23 protein-coding genes and 1 pseudogene are annotated in these 21,108 nt (G+C 36.9%); 14 read left to right on the top strand and 10 right to left on the bottom strand.

What is annotated here, in order from left to right; all coding sequences use genetic code 11:
- The first annotated feature begins 59 nt into the window (after window positions 1–59).
- On the top strand, window positions 60–1,016 hold the full coding sequence (gene speB, locus QNH17_RS17900) for an agmatinase (RefSeq protein ID WP_283874005.1): 957 nt from the start codon (window positions 60–62) through the stop codon (window positions 1,014–1,016).
- An 11-nt stretch (window positions 1,017–1,027) separates the two neighbouring features.
- Here the strand turns inward: speB and QNH17_RS17895 are convergent, their stop codons facing one another.
- The gene (locus tag QNH17_RS17895; RefSeq protein ID WP_283879534.1) at window positions 1,028–1,357 is read right to left on the bottom strand and encodes a DoxX family protein; all 330 of its coding nucleotides are present in this window, start codon (window positions 1,355–1,357) and stop codon (window positions 1,028–1,030) included.
- A 249-nt stretch (window positions 1,358–1,606) separates the two neighbouring features.
- Window positions 1,607–1,993 (bottom strand): hypothetical protein, encoded by a 387-nt coding sequence (locus QNH17_RS17890; RefSeq protein ID WP_283874003.1) that lies wholly within the window; start codon window positions 1,991–1,993, stop codon window positions 1,607–1,609.
- Window positions 1,994–2,769: 776 nt separating this feature from the next.
- Here QNH17_RS17890 and QNH17_RS17885 point away from each other — a divergent pair.
- Genes QNH17_RS17885 through QNH17_RS17875 form a run of 3 tightly spaced genes read left to right on the top strand, consistent with a single transcriptional unit; the run spans window position 2,770 to window position 4,971 of the window.
- Window positions 2,770–3,543 (top strand): transporter substrate-binding domain-containing protein, encoded by a 774-nt coding sequence (locus QNH17_RS17885; RefSeq protein ID WP_283874001.1) that lies wholly within the window; start codon window positions 2,770–2,772, stop codon window positions 3,541–3,543.
- Between the two features lie 58 nt (window positions 3,544–3,601).
- Window positions 3,602–4,246 (top strand): amino acid ABC transporter permease, encoded by a 645-nt coding sequence (locus QNH17_RS17880; protein ID WP_144548320.1) that lies wholly within the window; start codon window positions 3,602–3,604, stop codon window positions 4,244–4,246.
- A complete protein-coding gene (locus QNH17_RS17875; RefSeq protein ID WP_283873994.1) occupies window positions 4,243–4,971 on the top strand; it encodes an amino acid ABC transporter ATP-binding protein in 729 nt (242 codons plus the stop codon). The genes QNH17_RS17880 and QNH17_RS17875 overlap by 4 nt, the downstream gene beginning before the upstream one ends.
- Before the next feature lie 160 nt (window positions 4,972–5,131).
- Here QNH17_RS17875 and QNH17_RS17870 read toward each other — a convergent pair whose 3' ends face one another.
- The 3 genes from QNH17_RS17870 to QNH17_RS17860 all read right to left on the bottom strand — a co-directional run bounded on the left by QNH17_RS17870 (window position 5,132) and on the right by QNH17_RS17860 (window position 8,156).
- Window positions 5,132–6,256, bottom strand: a complete 1,125-nt coding sequence (locus tag QNH17_RS17870; protein WP_283873993.1) for a cupin domain-containing protein — start codon at window positions 6,254–6,256, stop codon at window positions 5,132–5,134.
- A gap of 81 nt (window positions 6,257–6,337) precedes the next feature.
- Complete coding sequence (locus QNH17_RS17865; protein ID WP_283873991.1) at window positions 6,338–7,288, bottom strand: fumarylacetoacetate hydrolase family protein; 951 nt, start codon at window positions 7,286–7,288, stop codon at window positions 6,338–6,340.
- Window positions 7,289–7,394: 106 nt separating this feature from the next.
- Window positions 7,395–8,156 (bottom strand): IclR family transcriptional regulator, encoded by a 762-nt coding sequence (locus tag QNH17_RS17860; protein WP_283873988.1) that lies wholly within the window; start codon window positions 8,154–8,156, stop codon window positions 7,395–7,397.
- A gap of 179 nt (window positions 8,157–8,335) precedes the next feature.
- Between QNH17_RS17860 and QNH17_RS17855 the strand changes: the two genes are divergently transcribed.
- From QNH17_RS17855 to QNH17_RS17810, 10 genes are all read left to right on the top strand, one after another.
- Complete coding sequence (locus QNH17_RS17855) at window positions 8,336–9,529, top strand: FAD-dependent monooxygenase (protein ID WP_283873985.1); 1,194 nt, start codon at window positions 8,336–8,338, stop codon at window positions 9,527–9,529.
- A gap of 106 nt (window positions 9,530–9,635) precedes the next feature.
- Window positions 9,636–10,130: a DinB family protein gene (locus QNH17_RS17850; RefSeq protein ID WP_283873983.1), complete on the top strand. Its 495-nt coding sequence runs from the start codon at window positions 9,636–9,638 to the stop codon at window positions 10,128–10,130.
- A gap of 189 nt (window positions 10,131–10,319) precedes the next feature.
- Entirely contained in the window at window positions 10,320–11,321 is a 1,002-nt protein-coding gene (locus tag QNH17_RS17845; RefSeq protein WP_283873980.1) for a macro domain-containing protein, read from the top strand.
- Window positions 11,322–11,441: 120 nt separating this feature from the next.
- Window positions 11,442–11,801 carry a protoglobin domain-containing protein gene (locus tag QNH17_RS17840; RefSeq protein ID WP_283873978.1) on the top strand — a complete coding sequence of 120 codons (360 nt, stop codon included), beginning with the start codon at window positions 11,442–11,444 and terminating at the stop codon, window positions 11,799–11,801.
- 254 nt (window positions 11,802–12,055) lie between these two features.
- A complete protein-coding gene (locus QNH17_RS17835) occupies window positions 12,056–12,673 on the top strand; it encodes a TetR/AcrR family transcriptional regulator (protein WP_283873976.1) in 618 nt (205 codons plus the stop codon).
- Between the two features lie 159 nt (window positions 12,674–12,832).
- Window positions 12,833–13,009 carry a hypothetical protein gene (locus QNH17_RS17830; RefSeq protein ID WP_283873974.1) on the top strand — a complete coding sequence of 59 codons (177 nt, stop codon included), beginning with the start codon at window positions 12,833–12,835 and terminating at the stop codon, window positions 13,007–13,009.
- Window positions 13,010–13,618: 609 nt separating this feature from the next.
- Window positions 13,619–14,062 (top strand): hypothetical protein, encoded by a 444-nt coding sequence (locus tag QNH17_RS17825; protein WP_283873972.1) that lies wholly within the window; start codon window positions 13,619–13,621, stop codon window positions 14,060–14,062.
- 13 nt (window positions 14,063–14,075) lie between these two features.
- Window positions 14,076–14,378 carry a hypothetical protein gene (locus QNH17_RS17820; RefSeq protein WP_283873969.1) on the top strand — a complete coding sequence of 101 codons (303 nt, stop codon included), beginning with the start codon at window positions 14,076–14,078 and terminating at the stop codon, window positions 14,376–14,378.
- A gap of 174 nt (window positions 14,379–14,552) precedes the next feature.
- Entirely contained in the window at window positions 14,553–14,825 is a 273-nt protein-coding gene (locus QNH17_RS17815; RefSeq protein ID WP_283873966.1) for a hypothetical protein, read from the top strand.
- A 163-nt stretch (window positions 14,826–14,988) separates the two neighbouring features.
- Window positions 14,989–15,645: a hypothetical protein gene (locus QNH17_RS17810; protein WP_283873963.1), complete on the top strand. Its 657-nt coding sequence runs from the start codon at window positions 14,989–14,991 to the stop codon at window positions 15,643–15,645.
- A gap of 91 nt (window positions 15,646–15,736) precedes the next feature.
- Here the strand turns inward: QNH17_RS17810 and QNH17_RS17805 are convergent, their stop codons facing one another.
- The 5 genes and pseudogenes from QNH17_RS17805 to QNH17_RS17785 form a co-directional block, all read right to left on the bottom strand.
- A complete protein-coding gene (locus QNH17_RS17805; protein ID WP_283873961.1) occupies window positions 15,737–16,879 on the bottom strand; it encodes an SLC13 family permease in 1,143 nt (380 codons plus the stop codon).
- 169 nt (window positions 16,880–17,048) lie between these two features.
- A pseudogene (locus QNH17_RS17800) lies at window positions 17,049–17,741 on the bottom strand (AIM24 family protein).
- Window positions 17,742–17,773: 32 nt separating this feature from the next.
- On the bottom strand, window positions 17,774–18,958 hold the full coding sequence (locus tag QNH17_RS17795) for a PucR family transcriptional regulator (protein WP_283873960.1): 1,185 nt from the start codon (window positions 18,956–18,958) through the stop codon (window positions 17,774–17,776).
- 185 nt (window positions 18,959–19,143) lie between these two features.
- Window positions 19,144–20,136: a glycosyltransferase family protein gene (locus tag QNH17_RS17790; protein ID WP_283873959.1), complete on the bottom strand. Its 993-nt coding sequence runs from the start codon at window positions 20,134–20,136 to the stop codon at window positions 19,144–19,146.
- 57 nt (window positions 20,137–20,193) lie between these two features.
- Complete coding sequence (locus QNH17_RS17785) at window positions 20,194–21,099, bottom strand: NAD-dependent epimerase/dehydratase family protein (RefSeq protein WP_283873958.1); 906 nt, start codon at window positions 21,097–21,099, stop codon at window positions 20,194–20,196.
- Window positions 21,100–21,108: the final 9 nt, after the last annotated feature.

Below are 21,108 nucleotides of genomic sequence, written 5' to 3'. Positions count from 1 at the left end.
CCCAAGAAAAGGGGAAATCTTAATTGGAAAATATTTTTTATGAGAAAAGAGGAATTACGATGAGTAAAAAATTTGAAATTCCTAACCCCAATTCGATGCCCAGATTTTCGGGAATCCGCAGTTTTATGAGATTACCTTACCAGCAGGAAATAGACCAAAAAGATTTTGTCATTCTGGGTGCCCCGTTTGATACTTCGGCGAGCTATCGTTCTGGAGCGCGATTTGGCCCTGAGGCCATTCGCCGTAGTTCTGTCCTCTTGAGGCCAGCTAATGTTTACCATAAAATTCGTCCCTTTGATTTTTTGGAAGGTGTAGACGGTGGGGATGTAATGGTTATTCCCGGCAACACATTGCAAAGCCATCAATACATTACTGAACATGTGAAAGAATGGGCAAAAAAAGGGGCTGTTCCCGTTGTACTTGGAGGCGATCACTCCATTTCATTGCCTGAATTAAGGGCCCTTGCCAGTGTACACGGCCCATTATCACTTATCCATTTTGATGCTCATGGAGATACATGGGATGAGTATTGGGGTGAAAAGTATACACATGGTACCCCATTTCGCCGTGCTTTGGAAGAAGGTATCATAAATCCTTCCCGCTCGATTCAGTTAGGGATGCGCGGTACTGTCTATGATCCAAATGATATCAATGATGCACGAGAACTGGGTTTTGAAGTCATAACCTCAGACGAAATGCGGATTATTGGGTTAAATGAAACGATTCGCCGCGCTCGTGAAAGAGTTGGAAACGATAAGGTGTTTCTCACGTTTGATATTGATTTTCTCGATCCAGTATATGCACCTGGAACTGGCACTCCAGAAATTGCAGGGTTCACGAGTGCTGAAGCACAGCACATGCTTCGCCAACTCACCGGATTAAACTTTATCGGTTTTGACCTGGTAGAAGTGCTTCCGGCTCTAGATCCTTCAGAAGTTACGGCATTAACAGCAGCTAGCATAGTCTTTGAATTTTTAAGTTTATTAGCTGTGGCAAAAGGAGATTCACATAATTAATAATGAAATGATCAGCGGGGATATTGCTTGTATAGATAAACTAGCAAAACCAACATTACTATGTCTAAACGAGCACCAAAAGCGAATGGCAGCAGGCCAGTGTGCAGAAGGGGAACCTTTGTTAATAGAATGGCTGCGATCATAATACCAATTAAAGGTACCACTGCATTTTTAACAGCTTTATTAACCAATAATAGGATTCCGCAAACCATTTCAAATAAAATAACAAGCTTTAACATCATGTGGGGATAGGGCAGTCCTAATTCAAGAAAATGATTCGTTACTTCGGTACCCATTAATTTCATAAGTGCTGAGGTAATAAAAACATAGGCAACTGTAATTCTAATAAATTTATGAGTATTTAAAATAAAAATCCCCCCTTTGTATATCTCTATGCAAAAGGAGGGACAGACCATTACAAAAAACAAACATTCAGTCAGTCGGGGGCAGTTCCCAAGTGAACTAAAGCTTTAACGCACCTGGGGACAGACCCCTTTTTCCTATGAAAATAATATTTGAAAGGGGTTTTAAAAACAAAAGGACCATTTATTTAAATAGCCCTCTTGTGGAATCTATAAAATTTTTTAAAATTAATGTCGCAATCTGTCAATGACAGTACATTCCCTTGCACCTCTGCGGATTAAATTACGTGCAGCTGCTAATGGAATTTCGACTAGAACTGCTTCGTCTGTGTCGTTTTCTACATCAAACACAGCAAATGCCTCTCCGTCTACAATCAAAATACAAATAAACTCTACTTCTACATCATTGGATCTTGGAACGCGAGTTTTAATTTCACAAGGCTTGACTCCTGCATTCAACAATGTCATAGCCTCTTGTCGTGATATACGAATAAACACGAATTCCTCGAATGCAACATTACCTGCTTCCACTTCAATTTCCACTAAAAGAAAAAAGCGATTTCTGATTTGTACAATACAATTTGCACCAATTGAAATAACGTCTTCTATACTCATATAATTTCACCTCCCTTACTACATTAAATGAAGAAGTAAAAGGAAGGTGTGGACAAATTATATTTAAAATTCATTTTATGTATATCTTTTTATGTATATCTTTTTATGGGATATCGTTGGAAACATGCGCTTATATTCTTCGTCGATTTTGGTGGAAGTGCTAAGAGACATGGGTTCGTACCATGTCCCTGATTTTGTTATATCTAACTCGCTAGAATCCTTATGCTTTTTAGATCTTCCCTTTTAAAAGCAGAAAGCAATTGCACCAATTATGATTAATAAAACAAACAACACTATTATTATGATAAAATTTTCACACCCACGAACATTAACACAATGACCTTGAACAGGAGTCGCATATCCATAAGACATCTGAGGCTGGGGAATAGCATTAGAGCATCCACTTATTGTTGGGATTGCGTTAGTATACACTTAAACACTTCCTTTCGATGGTAAGGACAGTAACTAGGCGATTACCCTATATCATATACATTGAGATGAAATTGGAGCCCGTATTAATAAAATTTTTTATGCAAGTGTTGCCATAACCTAACATGAGTTGGTTTGATTGTTATCGAAATAAAAGTTCTCATGTCCCTGTTTTTCTATTAATATGGTCCGCTGTTGAAATTATCTTATTATATTAATTTTGTAAAAAAATAATCTATATTCCAATAATTTTATCTTTTTTATGTTTATCATATGTGTTATATTAACTAGGTGAATTCTATCAATTCTGCATATGAGAATAATCTGACAAAAAAGGGGAGATTAAAATGAAAAAGTTTGGTTTATTTAGTTTGTTTTTAATCCTTACCATCTTTATCGCTGCTTGTGGAAGTAGTGACACAAAAAGCGGGAAAGAGGAAGCAGGTAAGGTGTATAAAGTTGGTGTAGATACGACGTATCCTCCATTTGAATTTAAAGAAGGAAACGAATATAAGGGTATCGATATTGAATTAATCAATGCTATCGCAAAAAATCAAGGATTCAAAATTGAACTTTCTCCAATGGATTTTGGTGGAATCATCCCAGCCATGCAAGCTAATCAACTAGATGTCGCTATTGCAGGAATGAGTATTACAGAAGAAAGAAAAAAAATAGTAGATTTCTCATCACCATATTTTGATGCAGGGTTAACATTAATTGTGAAAGATGATAATTCAACTATTAAATCAATCAATGACCTTAAAGGCAAAAAAGTTGCAGTTAAAAAAGGTACATCTGGTGCAAAATATGCACAAGATAATGCTGCAAAGTTAGGCATTACTGTTGTTCAATTTAATGATAGTCCTGCTATGTTCCAAGAAGTATCGAACGGAAATGCAGATGCACTAATTGAAGATTACCCTGTAATCTCGTATGCAATTGCCCAAAAAGATCTTGGCTTAAAAATCGTGGGTGATCGTTTGAACGGAGATCAATATGGAATTGCTGTCCTAAAAGGAAAAAACACGGATCTTTTGAAAAAAATCAACGACGGTCTTGCTGAGTTAAAGAAAGACGGAACCTATGATAAAATTATTAAAACGTATCTAGGTGAAAAATAAATACGTGAAGATAAGGCGCGCTTAATGCGCGTCTTCTTGTTAAAAGGGGATGAACAGGATGGATATTATTTCTGCGGCTATACCCATGTTATTAAAAGGACTTCAAGTAACCCTATATATATTTGTGATAGCTATTATTCTAGGTTTTTTAATTGGTTTACTGGTCGCTTTATTGAGATTGGCACCGAATAAGATCTTAAATTGGATTGCAAAAGTTTATGTGGATGCGATTCGAGGTACGCCATTTATTGTACAATTGTTTTTCATCTATTTCGGCGTGAACTCTTTACAATTGATCTCCTTAAACAGCACAACCGCTGGGATCGTCACTGTTGCTATTAATGCGGGGGCATACTTTGCTGAGATTATCAGAGCGGGAATTCAATCGATTGATAAGGGACAAACAGAAGCAGCAAGATCGATTGGTTTTACGGGTGCACAAACTATGCGGTATGTGGTCCTCCCACAAGCATTTAGAAGAATGCTTCCTACTATTACGAATCAGTCTATTATTAGTTTAAAAGATACTTCACTTTTATCGGTTATTGGGATAGCCGACTTAACACAGCAAGGGCAAATTCAAGCTTCGGCAACCTTCGAAGCATTCAAGATTTGGCTGGCTGTGGGTGTTATTTATTTTATCATTATATATTTATTAACTATCTTAGCTAATTTCATCGAAAGGAGGATTCAGGTTCGATGAGTATAATTAAGGTTAAAAATCTGCAAAAATCGTTTGGTAAGGTAGAGGTTTTAAAGGATATTAATGCAGAGGTACAAGAAAAAGAGGTAGTTTGTGTGATTGGCCCATCGGGTTCAGGAAAGAGTACGTTCCTTCGCTGCTTAAATCGCCTTGAGGAAATTTCAGGTGGGGAAGTAGTCATTAACGGACAGGATATCACAGACAACAAGATTAATATCAACAAGGTTAGACAAGAAGTGGGAATGGTTTTCCAGCAATTCAATCTATTCCCTCATAAAACCGTCTTAGAAAACATCACGATGGGTCCTATTAAAATTCGCGCTACCGAAAAATCTGCGGCGGATAAATTAGCACTTGAGCTACTCGATAAAGTAGGGTTAAGAGAGAAGGCTAATAGTTATCCTGGCGAACTTTCCGGTGGACAAAAACAACGTGTTGCTATCGCAAGGGCACTCGCAATGAATCCTAAAATCATGCTTTTTGATGAGCCGACATCTGCACTTGACCCTGAAATGGTCGGAGATGTATTAGAAGTAATGAAACAGCTGGCTAAAGAAGGGATGACAATGGTAGTTGTTACCCATGAAATGGGCTTTGCTCGTGAAGTGGGCGATCGAGTTATATTCATGGACGGCGGCTATATAGTAGAAGAAAATGAACCGAATGAGTTATTCAGTAATCCTCAACATGAACGTACCAAGGCGTTCTTAAGTAAAGTGCTCTAAACAATTCGTTAGCTTCTATTGAGTAGGAAAATATACAAGCCATCAAGTACTAGTATTATACATCTAGTATTTGATGGCTTTTTTGATGTAAGTTCTGACTACAACTATCCCCACGACATCAAAAAAACGCTTGGAATGGACCAAGCGTTTCTCTAATCGATTAACGGAAGTCTGCTTTAAATTCACCAGTAATTTTTTGGTGGCCGTTGTTTTCTTCAAAGAATTGCTCTTGTTCTAAGTCGAAACGGTTCATAATTGGTAAATCGTTTACGGAGAAGAGGTAAGAGTCTTCTGATGCAAAGTGTTCATACCAAGCCCAGTTTGGAACAACGAAATAATCGCCTTTTTTCCAATCGAATCGAATGCCATTAATGACCGTGTGACCGGAACCTTGGTGTACTTGGTAAACTTTAGAGTGAGTATGGCGTAATGCCTTTGTTTGGAAACCGTGTGGTAAATGCTGCATTCTTGTGCCGAGTGTCGGGTTCGCCGATTGACCTGTAGATGGATTAATGTATTCGACTGCATATCCATGTTGTGGATTTGGATCGAATTTCATCAATCCTTTAATTCCTTCTACCGTGCGATCCCATTTATAGTTAGCAAGCGGAGCCACTGTGAATTTATCATCACCGACAGGACGAACCATACCGCCGCGATAACGTCTTTCTGTAAAGTTATCCGGAATATCTGGCTGCTGTAATCCATCCTCATAAGGTTCAAAGAATGTACCGCCAATTGCGTAAAGAGTAGGAATATCTAAAGCATCCATCCAATACATAGGCTCAGTGCCTAAATGTGCATGGCCATGCCATAAGCCCTTTGGTGTAATTAAAAAGTCGCCTTCTTCCATAAAAATGCGCTCACCCTGTACAATCGTATAGGCACCTGAACCTTCAGAAATGAAGCGCAATGCACTTTGTGAGTGGCGGTGAGATGGTGCTTTTTCACCAGGCAATAACATTTGAACAGCAGCATAAATGGTTTGCGTAGTAGATCCCCAGCCCCAAGGTTTACGATAAGTTAAGCCAGGATTTTGGAAATAAATCGCACGACGTTCACCACCACGCTCTGGTGTGAAGATTTGAGCGGCTTCGGCCATTTTCTTTTTGATTAATTCATCGCTCCAGAGATAAGCTTCTGCTTGAGGTGTTGGTGTTTTGTGCATAATTGCAGGAATTGCTTCCCAAAGAGGTCCCAAGTTGTATTGTTGAATATCTTTTGTGTAATCGGTTACAATCGAGCTTTTCATAAACTCTTGAACTTCTGGATTTACTTCAGCCATTTCACATTCCCCTTTACTAATTAAATTTTAGAGAGAAAGGGTGAGCAGCATTTTTGCTACTCGACCCCGTGCATCTCCTCATTAAACTGTAGCTGGCACCACCGTTGTTTTTACTTTATTTTCAAGGACACCAATCTGGTCGATTTCAATACGAACGACGTCTCCATCTTTTAAGAATTGCTGAGGGTTCATGGCAACTCCTACGCCCCCTGGAGTTCCTGTTAAGACAACATCTCCTGGCTCTAACGTCATTAAATTTGATAAGAATGATACTAATTTTTGAACGGAGAATACTAGATTGGCAGTATTCGTTTTTTGACGTACTTCTCCATTTACTTTTAGAACAACATCTAATCCAGATGGATTTTGTAATTCATCGGAAGTAACTAGGTATGGTCCCATTGGTGCACTTCCATCCACTGTTTTTCCTTGTAACCATTGAATGGTGCGTCTTTGAATATCACGATAGGTTACGTCATTTGTAATGGTATAGCCTGCTACATAATCTAATGCCTCTTCTTCTGTCACATTGCGAGCTTGCTTGCCAACAACGAAAGTAAACTCTGCTTCATAGTCAAGTTGATCAGAAATTGGATAGTGTGGAATATCGTCTTCTGGCCCTAAAATGGTATTTGCAAATTTTGCGAAAATAACTGGGTTTGATGGGAGTTCCCGACCCATTTCTAAAATGTGTTCGCGGTAGTTGTGACCGACACAAATAATTTTGCCTGGTCGCACGACAGGTGCTTCTACCTTGACTTCCTCGAGAGTGTAAATCACTTTTTTATCAAAGCTTTCAGGATTCGCTAAGATGAAATCGATTGCATTTTGCGCTAGTTGTAGTGATTCTTTACCACCTTGGTATAACTCATCTGTATTATCTGGTACATATGCTTTAGCGATGGCCTCGTATCTGTATTTTCCTTCTGCTTTTAGCTGTGCTTGGCAGGCATAGTTTAAGTCAATTACTTGGTGATCAACGATTGCCCCTGCACGTGTATGTCCAGCGACTGTAAAATTAATAAGTTTCAATGTTTTGTCCTCCTTGAATTCACTAATTATGAAACTAGTTCACTATTTATAAAAATCTTAATAGATTTTGAAAACATTGTCAATATTATTTGTTTTCAGAAAAAATTCATCTCACAAAGCCGTAATATTCTGAAATTTCCTTTGCGACATTGAGAACGTATTGTCCAATTGAATGGTCGGCCGAATTTGGTACGGTCTCGGTAATACCAACAATGGTAATAGCACCGAGCAGTTCATAGTTGAAATTTAATAGAGGAACACTAAAAGAAGAGACATGCATGATAAGTGGCTCCGTCTTTGATGCAAAATGCAGCTGTCTTGTTTTTACTTTTTCATTTTGAAAATGCCGTAATTCGTTTTCATTGAACTTCGATAATTCTTCAACTTCCCAATCCTTCCGATGGACATCTTTTTCAAAAGCAGAAAAAACGACGCCAGTAGAGGAGGAGAGCGGCAAGTGTGTCCCCATTTGTGCACCGATATTAATTCTATAATCGGCACTTAAAATATATGAAATGAACGGTCCTTTTAAAGTAGGGACAGCAAGTAGTACGGTTAGGTTTGTGAACTCTGTGATCTTTTTAAAATAGGGAATAACCACTTCTATTAAAGAAGTTTGTCCTAGAGCAACATTTCCTAGCTGAACTAATTTATGTCCAAGAGTATACATGTTTGTATGAGGATTTCGATTGATTAACCCAAATTGACTTAGTGTGGACAAATATTTATATAAATTACTTTTTGTCATCGAAGCTCGGTTTTGAATATCTGTGAACTTTAGAGGCTCTTTTTCCATTGCTAAAATTTCTAAAATGTTTAACCCCATTTGTAATGACTGAACACCCGCAGTTTTCGTTTCAGTTGTCATCATGATCACCCTAGTTTCAATTAATTTTTGTTTGTATAGCAGAAAGAATGATTTGTCGAACTTTCTAAATTTTATAATTTTTTTGTTGACGTAATAGTAAAAAATGAGATAAAGTTTTCTTATTGGGAACATAGTTCACTATTTGTAGAAGATTATAAAACATTTGGGAGGAATTTACAATGACTAATGTAAGCGACATCATTATTGTAGGCGGAGGAATTGGTGGTTTAGCTGTAGCTCTATCAATCCAAGAAACTGGTAAATCAGTGGCAATTTTTGAGCAAGCACCTGAATTTGGGGAAGTAGGTGCAGGGATTCAGTTAGCACCAAACGCAATTGAGGTTTTAGATCGTTTAGGGGTAAAGGAAGAAATTTTAAAGCATGCGGTATTACCTAAACGACTTGTACTAAAAGATGTTTATACTGCAAATGAGTTAGCAACTCTTGACTTAGGTGAAGGGTTCCAAAAAGAATTCGGTCAGCCATATATCGTATTGCATCGCTCGGACTTACACCGAGTTCTTTATGAGGCATGTCAAAAACGTAATAATGTCAAATTTTTTACCAACCAAACGATCCAAACAGCAGAACAAAATGGTGATACAGTAACAATAGTCAACCAACATGGTGAAACGTTCACTGCTGAAGCAGTGATTGGTGCGGACGGGGTAAAATCAAATATGCGTAAGCTATTTATTGAAGATGAACCAGTAAACTCTGCGTATGTAGCTTACCGTGGAACGATTCCAATTGAAGAAGTGTCCAATAACTCAAACTTAGACTTAGATGATGTGATCATGTGGATTGGGCCAAACCTGCACTTAGTACAATATCCAGTTCGTCGTGGAGAGCTTTACAACCAAGTAGTTGTTTTTAAATCATATGATGCAACTGTAGAGGACTGGGGAAATCCAGAAGAAATGACACGTCGTTTTGAAAATACTCATCCAAAAGTACAAAACGCTTTATCCTACATTAACCGTCAATTCCGTTGGCAAATGTATGATCGTGAACCAATCGATAATTGGACTAAAGGTAACATTACATTATTAGGGGATTCTGGTCATGCCATGCTTCAATATTTAGCTCAAGGCGGCGTTCAAGCTTTCGAAGATGCGTTTGTATTAGGTGAGAAATTAAAAGAACATAAATCTTATGAAGCAGCATTTAAAGCATACCAAGACCTGCGGATTCCGCGTTCTGCGATGGTACAAACAACAGCACGTAAATGGGGGGAAATTATTCACGCTGAAGATCCAACAACCATTTCACTTCGTAACTTTATTTTCGAACAACACAAACCAACAGATTACAAAACTGTTGATTTCTTATATGGCTATCTCAAAAAAAATTATGAGCGTGTCGATTGCTAATTAACAACTTGAATAAAAACGCGTTAGAGATAACTCTAGCGCATTTTTATTCGAATTCCTATAAAACTATTGATCATTTAGGTGAGAATTGGGAGGATGTATGACTATGACTACAGCAGTACTGAATGAAAAATTGGAAACTTTTAAAAAGTGTATTGATGAGATCGTTACGGTAGTGAAGAATACAGAAGAGGCTGCGCTTTACATGAAACCTTCTGAAGAAGAATGGTCTGCCATGCAAATTGTCTCTCATATTATAGAAGCGGTTGATTTTTGGGTGACAGATTTGGAAGCCTTGCTAGTGGTTCCAGGTGCCAAATGGGGACGTAATCATGAACATGTTCGTCGTTTAGCTGCAGTAGATGAAAACATTGTATCTCGTATAAACAAAGGTGTTGCCATCTCTACACTATTAAACTTAGTACCAAAAGTAGACACAGCACTTGCTAAAGTTGAAGAAGAGGATTTAGTAAAAACAGCTCCAAGTTATAATCCAAACTTTGACGGAAAACCGTTATCATTTTTAATCGACCATTTAATCGTTAAGCACGTAACGGGTCATTACGAGCAAATTCTTCGTCATTTAGAAAAAGTTCGTTAAACAAATCGAAATAATACCTTCCAATAAAACTCCTGATTATGCAGGAGTTTTATTTTGTCTAATCTTCCTTGTTCATAACTAACCTCCTATTAAATAAATGGTATAATCTCCCTAAGGAATAAGAATCTCAACTTGGACATTGTGGAGATAAGAGTCTTATAAATAATTGTTTGGGAGGGGGATAAACGGATGCCGCTAGAAATTGTTCGCCATGATATTACTAAGATGAAGGTGGATGCGATTGTCAATGCTGCGAATACATCACTGAGGATGGGTGGTGGCGTTTGTGGTGCTATCTTTCGTGCAGCTGGTGTCAATGAGCTGCAAAGGGCTTGCGATCAAATGGGGGAATGCAAGGTTGGAGAAGCTGTATTGACTGACGGCTTTAACTTAGAGGCGAAATATATCATACATACACCTGGACCGATTTGGCAAGGTGGTTCCAAACAAGAAGCTTTACTGTTAAAGGAATCTTACTATAACTCCTTGGAGCTGGCCATGACCCATCAGTGTGAATCCATTGCGTTTCCGTTGATATCGACAGGTATTTATGGTTATCCCAAGGAGGAAGCATTACAAATTGCGGTTTCGATAATTGGTTCATTTTTATTACAGCATGACATACTTGTTTATCTAGTTGTTTTTGATAAAAGTTCTTTCGGTTTAAGCAAGAAATTATTTACATCGATTCGTCAATATATTGATGAGCATTATGTGGAAGAACTAGAAAGCAAGTTTGCACGTAATAGAGAGGAACCATACATTTGGGAAAGCCAGCAAGATATCGAAATTGTTCAGCAGGATGTGTTTAAAGAAGCTGAGTATTCCTTAGTCAACCTGTTGGACGAACTTGATGAATCTTTTTCTGAACGACTGCTTCGTTTCATTGATGAAAAGGGGATGTCGGATGTGGAAACGTATAAACGGGCAAATATTGACCGGCGATTATTCTCCAAAATCCGGAATGAAACCGATTATACACCGAAAAAGAAAACCACGATCGCGTTTGCCGTTGCTTTAAAGTTAAACGTGGAGGAAACGAGGGACCTGCTAGCTGCTGCCGGCTATACCTTGTCACGGAGCAATAAATTTGATGTAATTATTGATTACTTTATTCAGCATGCAAATTACAATATACATGAAATCAATGAGGCCTTATTTGCTTTTGATCAGCCATTACTTGGCGCCTAACACGCTTTCAATCTTTTTTCTTCCACAAAGTCTTTTTCGTGATGTAAATCACAAATTTAGATTGTAGTTTACACTATAATGGGAGTATTAATTACTTTATTTAAGAAAAAGAGGGTATGGATGATGACGATTGTACTGGATCAGGAAAAAGTGAATGAGTTAGTTGACCAATTTTATGATAAGCTGCTAAAAGATCCCTACTATATTAATATGTTTAATGAAAGAAACACGGATATCGAATTATTGAAAGCTCGGCAAAGAGTATTTATCAACCGTCTGGTTTCCGGTGAATCTGATCAGGGACAAGGGAAGCAAGTCTCACAAGTGAAAGAAAGGCACCCCTTTCATATTGCTCCAGATAGGGCCGAAATCTGGTTCGGTAAATTGAAAGAGACAATGGATGAAATGGAAATGGATGTTAGTGTAAAGAAGCATCTGACTGAGAAAGTAGATTTTTTGCTGAGTAAGATTACAAAATAAGTACCAATTAATTAGTCGTTATTAATTTATGTTTAAGTCCTTGTTAAATTAACAAGGGCTTTTTTAGATTGGATGTTAGAAAATAGTGTGGTGCCTGACACCATTTAATATTTGTTTCGTGTGAGAAATTCAGTAAAATTTTGGTTGCTTTTTATGGTAGGATTAAGCTAAAATTTAAATAAACCGGATGGTCGTTTTTGAATATTTCACATATAATATATTATCAATTATTAATTTTAAAGGCGGAGATAATAATGCCACCGATTGTATCTGATGATTATAAAGAGAAGAAGAAAAAAGAAATCTTATCGAGTGCTTTTGTTTGTTTTGCGAAAAAAGGTTTCGAAGTAGCCACGATCAATGATATTGTAGAACATTCTGGTATCAGTAAAGGTGCGATTTATAATTACTTTCAAAGTAAAGATGATATTTATCTAGAATTAATGAGTACAGAAACGAGTCAAACCTATGATGAACTGAATCAGGAAATATCTAAAAAGACATCAGCCATAGAAAAATTAAACTACTTGTTCGATATATACTTAGACCTAAATCCTTTTATCGAAGAAAATAAAGCTCGTTTTTCTGTTCACTTAGAGTTCAAACTTCATTCTTCAAGAAACAAAGAATTAACAGAACGATTACGTAGTCGGAGGCAAAAATATTTTATTTCTCAGATCACTGATATTCTTAAAGATGGGCAGAAATCTGGTGAAATAAATCAAGATGTGAATCCCGAATTATTTGCAGATCTTTTTTGGTCCATGGTCGATGGAGTGGTCTCGCAGACAATTGTATATGAAGATTATCCATACCATGAGGTATTAAAAGAAATAAAAAAGATGTTTATCCAAAGAGTGTTGGTGCAATAAGGCAAGCCCATTTATTCGGCTTGTTTTTTTGCACAAATGAATTGCAGCTAAAATATCAGGAACAAATTTAGGAATCGATCGAGCAATGAAATAAACCGAACGGTCGTCTTTTATGTTTTTTGTTAAAAGTATTAATCTTATGGGAGGATGAGATAAATAATGAGAATGTATGATTACCAAACTATGATGGGACTTAAACAACAGGAAGTGGAAAAAAATGCCGAGTCTGCATGGATGTATGTTAATAGCTCTCAAAAACAACAGCAAGATGAGACCACGAATAGCAAAAGGTCTTTTAGGAAGAGATTAGAAAATTTGTTGGGATTATCGAATTGAAGGAAAGAATGTAACTGAAAAAATGGTGAGAAAGCTCCTTTTCATTAAATGCTGCCTGGGCTTTTTCTTATATAGTCAAAGGCGAGATTTCCTTTGAGCAACTCAAAGATATTACAATTTTATGAAAACTATTATTCGAACCTAGCTTAAATGAATAGGAATGATATAATTTGAATGTCAACAACCACTCCTGTTTTGATTGCCCTCTTTCTCGACGATTGATTCTACTAATATAGATACTATAATTATTATTCTAATTTATCCTTTCTACATTTTGTTACCTAGAAAATCCCCTTAAATTGGCAATAAACTTATTTTTCTCATTTGGTACCTTTGTCTATTTGATATATGTTTATTTTTTTATGGCTGTGTTAAAGATTAATGTTGATTTAGGCACTTTGATTGTTGGAGTGGAAGGCACGAAGGCTCACCGGTACGCCCGCGAACCGCTTGTGCCTGGAACGGAAATCAACAGACAAGTTTAATACAGCCTTTTTTATAGATTAAAGGAAGGTGGATTAGTATTGTTTTGACATTAAAAATAAGCTGTTTTACAATCAAGTGCCAATCGTTTAAAGTGAATGTAATCTAAGAACGGAGGTTTTGTTTATGGAAGAAAAATTAGATAAAATTCTTTCAGAACTGCAGAATACAAAAGAGATTATAAGTAATATGAAGACGAGCCAAAAGGAAATGACTTCCCGAATGGAAAGTCTCGAGACCGGCCAAGAAGCATTAATAAAGGGTCAAAAAGAAGTGACAACTCGTATGGAAAATCTGGAAGCTGGTCAAGAAGCACTAATAAAGGGTCATGCAGAATTAACAAATGGCCAAAGAGAATTAACTTATCGTATGGAAAACTTAGAGACGGGTCAAGCAGAAATAATAGATATCATAAAACATTCTACTACATTAATAACAGAAAATGTCACTTATGTTCGTAAAGATTTGAGGACCTTTCAATCAGATGTAAATGCAGATATTGAATTGTTTTTTAATGAAGTTGCAAGCGTGAAGCGAAAAGTGAATAAACTTGAGCAATCCAATAAGTAGAAGGGATTGATGTATGATGGGAAAACCAGAAACCGTTGAAAACATAGTAGAGTTAGAACAGACGGTGAACAAAACAAAAAAATTTCGGCCTGACTATCCTGTGTCTGAGGATTTAAGGCAGGTAATGGTAAGTGAAGTATTTAGGGATTTTATGATTTATGCCTTTGACCTATATTATGATAATGAAAATCTGTCGTTACTTAAGGAATTTGTGGAGGAACATAACCCGAAGGCAGAGAAACAGCAAGGATTACTCGATAATTTGTTTTGGTGGCGACTATTGTATGATTCCGGCCCAAATCCAGTTAATAGTTGATTTGATGATTATAATTCCGATAATCATTATACACTCAGGAACAAACCTTTTATTAAATCTTGGCTAAGGGAGTGTAAGAATGTAGTTCCAAAATTCTATTTTATTGGCCATAAATACAATGATCGTACCTTTGTTGCTGTTGATATTCTAACCCATGAATCTCTGGATGTTATTGTGTATGATCCAATTGCTATTCCTCCAAAACAAGGGGAAATCGCCATGGGGACACTAATCCCGTTAGGCGGCGGCCTATTTTTCCCGATTATTGATTTTTATCATTTCGATTATGAGGCAAGAGAAGCAATGGCCAGCTGTATACACCATCATTATGAAAAACATTTAAAAACTTCATCAATGAAAGAGGCATTTTTCCACGTAGTTTCCGTTATGCTGCAAATAGAAAGAATAATCTTTATGCAAAATCAGGAAAAATCAACTTCAAAATAAAATCCCCAATTCGAAAAATCGACTACTCATCTTAGACATTGAGTCCTTCCATTTTTGTAAGAAAAAATAAAATATAAAATTTAACATATCGTTCATAAATTGGTAACATCTCATGGACATCCTATCATCTGTAGACCCAAAATATTTTCTAGGAGGAAGTTACATGATGAGAAAGATGAAGATGACTTGTATTTGTGCCATGGCTTTCTTGTTTGGATTTCTAAGTTCAGTACAGGTTTTTGCGGCAACCCAGGAAAAAGAACAAGTAAAGGTAAATGAGGTACATGGTCGAGGACATTTTAGACACAATCCAGAATTTATTAAAAAGCAGGCAGAATCGCTGGGTATTAAAACAGAAGGCAAAGATACTGAGACCATTGTCAAAGAAGTTCGAGAAGCGATGATTAAAAAGAGGGCAGAGGAGCTTAGGATTGACACAAAAGGAAAGGACCTAGATTCATTAGCGAAAGAAGTCCGAGAAACAGAAATCAAAACAGAAGCGAAAGAGTTGGGAATTTCGACTGAAGGAAAAGATTTAAGGGATGTAGTCCATGAAATCCGTGAAACTCAGATTAAAAAAGAAGCGAAAGAACTAGGCATTTCCACTGATAATAAGGATCTTCGTGAAGTAGCCCATGCTGTCCGAGAAAAACGAATTTTCCAAGTAGCAGAGAAATTGGGGATAGAAACAAAAAATAAGTCAGCAAACGAACTTTTTAAAGAAATCATGACAAATCATGCAGATAAGGTCCAGGAGTTAAATCTTTTTCCACATAGAGAAGGGAAGTTATTTTTCTTTGACCGGTCAAAAGAAAATTAGTGCTAGTAGTTCGGGGTCTTAATGAAAAGCAGGCACCATCCAATTTTTCTGGTTGGATGGTGCCTGTTTTTTTGATTCTTGTTAGAATTTATTAAAATATTTTTAGGATAAAGTACTGAATCAAAGTTAAAAACGCTAAAAAGGAAAAATTATAAATACTGAATTTGATTAAATATTTTTTACTCTCGGTTGGATTTGCCTGAATAAATAGTTTGTAAGAAATTACACTGGCCAATGAGGCAACAATGGTCCCGAGTCCGCCAATATTCACTCCTAATAATAAAGGTTTCCAATCAGTTGTGAATTCTGCCAATAGAATGGAGGCAGGAACATTACTGATAAATTGGCTTAAAAAAATTGAGCTAAAATAGACAGATGTAGTGTCTTTCATGCTTGTATTGGCAAATGCTTGTAATGTACTCGAACTGGATATATTTCCAATAAAGATAAAAAAACAGATAAAGGTTAACAGTAGTAGATAATCAACCTTTATCAATAATTTTACATGTAATATGATCACGGTTATTAATGTAACCACGAATGCGACCTGGTAACTGACCACTCCAAAAATTGATGCAATGATAATTGCTAGTACCAATCCCCAAATAACTGGTTTTTTCCAATCGTTTAATGGCACTGGAGTCAGAACTACTTTCAATTCTCTATTTTTCATTCTTTTTATAAGGAAATAAAGAGAACTAATCCCAAGGGCAGCCATGAATAGGACCGACGAAAAAAAGGGAACTGGCTTGATTCCATAATGCGAATAGATGAACAAATTTTGCGGATTTCCCATTGGAGTTAAACTACTACCAATATTGGCTGCAATGGTTTGAAAGATAATTGTCTCCATCATGGGCATTTGGGTTTTCTTACAGACAACAAGAGTCAAAGGTACAAAAGTAAGCAGCGCCACATCGTTCGTGACAAACATAGAGCTGAAGAAACATAACAAAATCAGTATCGCTGAAACGGAGCGGCTATTATTACATTTATTTATGATGGCAATCGCGAATTTGTCTAGGAATCTTAGTTCTTCGAACGCCTTAATGGTCAGCATCAGGCTAAATAAAATAAATAGCACTTGAAAATTGATATACTCCAGTTTTGGCGGATAAATTAAACAGCTGGTTACTGCTAATATAAGTGAGACGGTAAAGACAATGTCTTTTTTTAGGAAACCAAACTTCAGTTTAAGTCTTTTGTTTTCTTGAATTAATACAGATTGTTTCACAGGACACCACCGGTAGATGATAGAATTTCACAACTATATGATTCTACCATGCCCATTTGTGGTTGGAAATAAGAAATGCCAAAGTAATGAACCCAAAAAGTGCCTGACACCATCAAAGTTGAATGGTGTCAGGCACTTTCTAGTTATTACTATTTTTTATTCAAACCCATTAATTTTGCTTTGCCTTCATGTAAACCTCATCGTAAGGCTGGATTACTACAAAGCCTTCACCTTCGAACTTCATTTGAATAGACTCGCCGCTAGCTCTTCCAAAGAAAGTTTTCAAACTAATATCGGTTTGGAATTTAGGCTGAAGATTGCCAGACCACGCAACCGTTGCGTTTGGATCGGTAATCACAGGATTTCCAGGTGATACCCTTAAAGTGAGTGGTTCGTAATGGGCAGTCAATCAATCCGCTTCCTTCGCATCGAACATTAAATAAGCCTCCTGCCATCATCCCTGCAATTTTCTTCATTAATTTAATTTCCCATTTAATACTTGGTTCAAATGCAAGTAAATCATTTCCGTTAATGTAGATGGATTCGTTTTTTGTAAATTTAGAATGATAATCTTCTTACCATTATCAGCGAGATATAATTTTCCTTTTTCATTGGCTTTCATTAATGAAGCACCTTCTCCAGTCAAGGCCTTTTTGAACGCGGTCCTTAGACCGTGTTCTAACATTCCTTCACGAACAAATTTAATTTCCCCTTGGTAAGAAACCATCGATCCAGCTTTTGCCCATACTTGCCCGTCTAAGTTTACCTCCAATATCCGAGGGGTCTCTAATTCAAAAAATCCCTGCCCCTTATCAACCTGCTCCGGTTGTTTAATAAATTCTTCCATTGAGTATCTGTTCAATGCTCCCACATCCTTCCCTTTATAATAAAACTTTAGCTTTTGTTTTTCTTTAATGTATCTTTAGCTTTTATACATTGATAAATATTGATTGCTAAATGAATATTAAATAATGGTTGACTATCATTCAAGTCAATTAATAGAATTTTCTCAATTCGCTTTAAACGGTAGCTTAAAGTATTGGTGTGAATATGTAAAGAATCAGCCGTTTTCTTTATGTTTTGATTTTGGTCTAAATAAACAATCAGAGTACTTAACAATGCGCCTTTTCTAGATTGTTCATATTGAATAAGGGGACCTAATACTTCTTGAATAAAATCGTTCAATTCTTCCTTTGAGTTTTGTAAAATAAACCTTTGAACGCCAAGGTCTGTATAACAAAGTACTCTATAATCAAAAAGATAGTTTTTGAGAAACTTAATGCACTTTGTGGCTTCTACAAATGACTCATGGACAAAAGTAAGCCCTTGCTTAATTCTTCCAATGCCAATCGATACGTCTAACTCTCTATATTTATTTACCATCTCATGTTGTAAATTCTTTGCAAGTTCTTTTGTTTCTGTAACAATATTGGACGAAGAAACTCTTGAATGAAAGGATAGAAGAGCAACAATTTGATTTTCAACCCTTACTGCCATTACTTGAGAGTTCCTCCCCAGTAATGTCTTATTGGACATATGGAGTAAATTCCTTAAAACGTGTTCGCCTAAAACCTTTTGCTCGTTTAATTTATCTTCAAAATTAATAATCATGGCAACATAGGTCCGGTTAGGGTCAAAATTTAAATTTTTTGCTTTCTGAATGAGTGCTTCATCCATCTGTCCAGAAAAAAGCTTCGTCACGAATTCCCCTCTTAAACGCTGCTGTGTTTCAAAAATGGCTTGTTCTTTTACCAGTTCAAGTGAAATGATCGTACATGCATGTTCAAGAGCAGCGATATCCACTTCACTCATTTTTTGTTTAGAAAGGATTATTAGCCCGCCTAGAGACTTTAGTTTAGACCCAAGTGATAATACAACTATTTGATAAGTTTCATCATTTAATTTTATTTCAGAAACGGTATGTGAATTTTCAAGTGTTAGGATAATTTGTTTGGTATATTGTGTAATATACTCGGTCATCTCAACAGAAAATGAGGAATGGCAGGCAGAAGCCTTAAGTTCTCCTATCTCATTAAAGAGAAACATATGCTGTCCAATTGTTTTATGGATAAAATTCATAATTGATTGAATTCCTTCTCCATTTACAACAAGATTGGCTAAGTTCCTATGTTTTTCTATTGAATGGGAAAGCATCCGAATGAGTTAATTCGGATGCCTTTTGTCTACAATCTGCAATGACCATCTCTTAATGAGATGGTCATTTATATGATCAGATAGATAAATTGTAAAAAAAACTCATTTGCTTATTTATCCAGGAATGTTGAATTTGACTGTTTAAAGGGATTAATGTACTTGTTCTGCAGCTTTGTGCTGCTTCCGTATTTATTGCGTGCCTTGCTTTTAATTTTCTCGCCATTTACAAAATAGTCATAACTCCATGGTTCATTCGATACTACATCACGCCCGGCTTGCTGCACTTCTTCCAGATAAGTATCTTTTATTTGATAAGCAGGGTGCGTTTTATCTGGTAGATACCATTTTAAGACAGAGTCCAATCGATTGCTGTCAAGACCGGAAAAATGGAAGAACCTTAAAGGCTGTCCGTTTACAGTAAAGTTTCTATTGGAATCATATGCGAATCTTCTTTGTGGTAAATTCCAGCAGGCAACATTATAACCAGGGTGTTTAAATAAGTGAACATCAAAAAGGCAGAGTGATAGGTCCACCCATTTTTGATCCACAAACATGCCTTCATAGGTTTTTTCATAACAATATTTTTTAGTTCGATACGCCCACCAGCGAAGAAAGCGCTCTGCTTCGTCCGATCTTCTGATCGCAAGAAAGCCGGTATTGCAAATACCATAAATAAGAGTGGTTAGTTCATTGTCTATGATGCCGTCGTCTTCCGTAATATGAGGGGTTATAAGGATAGGGTATTTGTCTAGTGCACGCATTGCCTCATCAAACGGTCCAAAGATTTTTATATCTGAATCGAGAAAGATGAATTTTTCCTCTTCAGGAAATTGATCAAATAAATGAAGAAAAAGCTTTGCTTTCACAGAAGTCACTGCCTCGAGGGCCTTATATTTAAAAATTTGTTTATAAAAGTGTGTGAATCCTATATTTTTTGCTAAAATCACACGATCGAAATACGGGCAGCTGCTTGCCAAAGGGTGAATGTTTTCTTCCACTAAACAGACCACCACTTTTGAATTCGACATGTGTGCTTTCACGTATTTTGCCATTACAATCGCTTCGGGCAAGTACCGTGTGGTTGTGACAGTACATATTATCATGTGATCCCTCCTTTGTTTGTAAAAAGTTGCTTTCGCAGTCGCTACCATTCGTGCCAATCATTCCTCATTGGAAGCTGTAAGTACCTTGCAAAATTCAGCAACAAACGGTTCAATCTTGTCGCCGGGTTGATAGATATCTTTCAGATAGAGGCTGCTATAGGTGAATTCATCATGAAGCGATGGACCATCAGGGATGACGAGCTCAACTGATTTTTTTAGCTGTTTCTTTGTTACCCTTTGAATTAGTTTTGCAAAAGATCGAATGCTCATGGTATCCGGACCGGGAATATGGAGTAAAGGTACTTCGTGGCATTTAGAATAGCCGTGTTCGATTACCTTACAAATATCCAGTACGGATATAAAATTCCTTGATTGGTAACCAGGCGAACGCAAAACGATTTTTCCGGTGGTAACCGCCTCTTTGCAAAATGCCAACGGAACTAACGTCCAACGCTTGCAATGAGCGAGATCAGCGGGTATGCCAAAGAAATTGCTTGGCCGGATGACTAAACCATTAATTTTATTTAAACGGGTGTACATCCGAACATAATCTTCCGCTTGCAAATGGCTTAATCCGTAATCGTTCATCGGGCAGGGGGACGATTGTTCATTGATAGTTCCTTCAGGTGTTCCAAAAACATGAAAGGTGGATAAGTAAACGAAATTTTTAATGCCGTTTTTCACGCAGAAGTCCAGTGCGGCCTTTGTTCCAGCCACGTTTTGGAATATACTTTGATATGGATTTGATTGACAAGCTACCTCATGGGCTGCTGCTGCATGAATAAATAGGTCAACTTGTTTGTTGATCAAAAGGTTTGCAAAATCTCCCGGACGATCGAGATCCAAGTGCAAATGTGCATCCGTTTGACGACTCGCTGTTACTATATCCCAGTTTTTAGATTGAAAATATTGGCAGGCAATACTACCAAAATAACCATTGCTTCCGGAGATGATCGCTCGCATGTTGGTTGC

This window comes from Neobacillus sp. SuZ13 (genome assembly GCF_030123365.1).
Classification (GTDB): Bacteria; Bacillota; Bacilli; order Bacillales; family Cytobacillaceae; genus Neobacillus.
This window is presented reverse-complemented; position numbering and strand designations above follow the sequence as displayed.

Bases quoted from the DNA above. Each gene is read 5' to 3' on its own strand.
- speB (WP_283874005.1), top strand. From the start codon at position 60: ATGAGTAAAAAATTTGAAATTCCTAACCCCAATTCGATGCCCAGATTT.
- QNH17_RS17890 (WP_283874003.1), bottom strand. From the start codon at position 1,993: ATGAGTATAGAAGACGTTATTTCAATTGGTGCAAATTGTATTGTACAA.
- QNH17_RS17885 (WP_283874001.1), top strand. From the start codon at position 2,770: ATGAAAAAGTTTGGTTTATTTAGTTTGTTTTTAATCCTTACCATCTTT.
- QNH17_RS17880 (WP_144548320.1), top strand. From the start codon at position 3,602: ATGGATATTATTTCTGCGGCTATACCCATGTTATTAAAAGGACTTCAA.
- QNH17_RS17875 (WP_283873994.1), top strand. From the start codon at position 4,243: ATGAGTATAATTAAGGTTAAAAATCTGCAAAAATCGTTTGGTAAGGTA.
- QNH17_RS17870 (WP_283873993.1), bottom strand. From the start codon at position 6,256: ATGGCTGAAGTAAATCCAGAAGTTCAAGAGTTTATGAAAAGCTCGATT.
- QNH17_RS17860 (WP_283873988.1), bottom strand. From the start codon at position 8,156: ATGACAACTGAAACGAAAACTGCGGGTGTTCAGTCATTACAAATGGGG.
- QNH17_RS17855 (WP_283873985.1), top strand. From the start codon at position 8,336: ATGACTAATGTAAGCGACATCATTATTGTAGGCGGAGGAATTGGTGGT.
- QNH17_RS17850 (WP_283873983.1), top strand. From the start codon at position 9,636: ATGACTACAGCAGTACTGAATGAAAAATTGGAAACTTTTAAAAAGTGT.
- QNH17_RS17845 (WP_283873980.1), top strand. From the start codon at position 10,320: ATGCCGCTAGAAATTGTTCGCCATGATATTACTAAGATGAAGGTGGAT.
- QNH17_RS17840 (WP_283873978.1), top strand. From the start codon at position 11,442: ATGATGACGATTGTACTGGATCAGGAAAAAGTGAATGAGTTAGTTGAC.
- QNH17_RS17835 (WP_283873976.1), top strand. From the start codon at position 12,056: ATGCCACCGATTGTATCTGATGATTATAAAGAGAAGAAGAAAAAAGAA.
- QNH17_RS17830 (WP_283873974.1), top strand. From the start codon at position 12,833: ATGAGAATGTATGATTACCAAACTATGATGGGACTTAAACAACAGGAA.
- QNH17_RS17825 (WP_283873972.1), top strand. From the start codon at position 13,619: ATGGAAGAAAAATTAGATAAAATTCTTTCAGAACTGCAGAATACAAAA.
- QNH17_RS17820 (WP_283873969.1), top strand. From the start codon at position 14,076: ATGATGGGAAAACCAGAAACCGTTGAAAACATAGTAGAGTTAGAACAG.
- QNH17_RS17810 (WP_283873963.1), top strand. From the start codon at position 14,989: ATGATGAGAAAGATGAAGATGACTTGTATTTGTGCCATGGCTTTCTTG.
- QNH17_RS17795 (WP_283873960.1), bottom strand. From the start codon at position 18,958: ATGAATTTTATCCATAAAACAATTGGACAGCATATGTTTCTCTTTAAT.
- QNH17_RS17790 (WP_283873959.1), bottom strand. From the start codon at position 20,136: ATGATAATATGTACTGTCACAACCACACGGTACTTGCCCGAAGCGATT.
- QNH17_RS17785 (WP_283873958.1), bottom strand. From the start codon at position 21,099: ATGCGAGCGATCATCTCCGGAAGCAATGGTTATTTTGGTAGTATTGCC.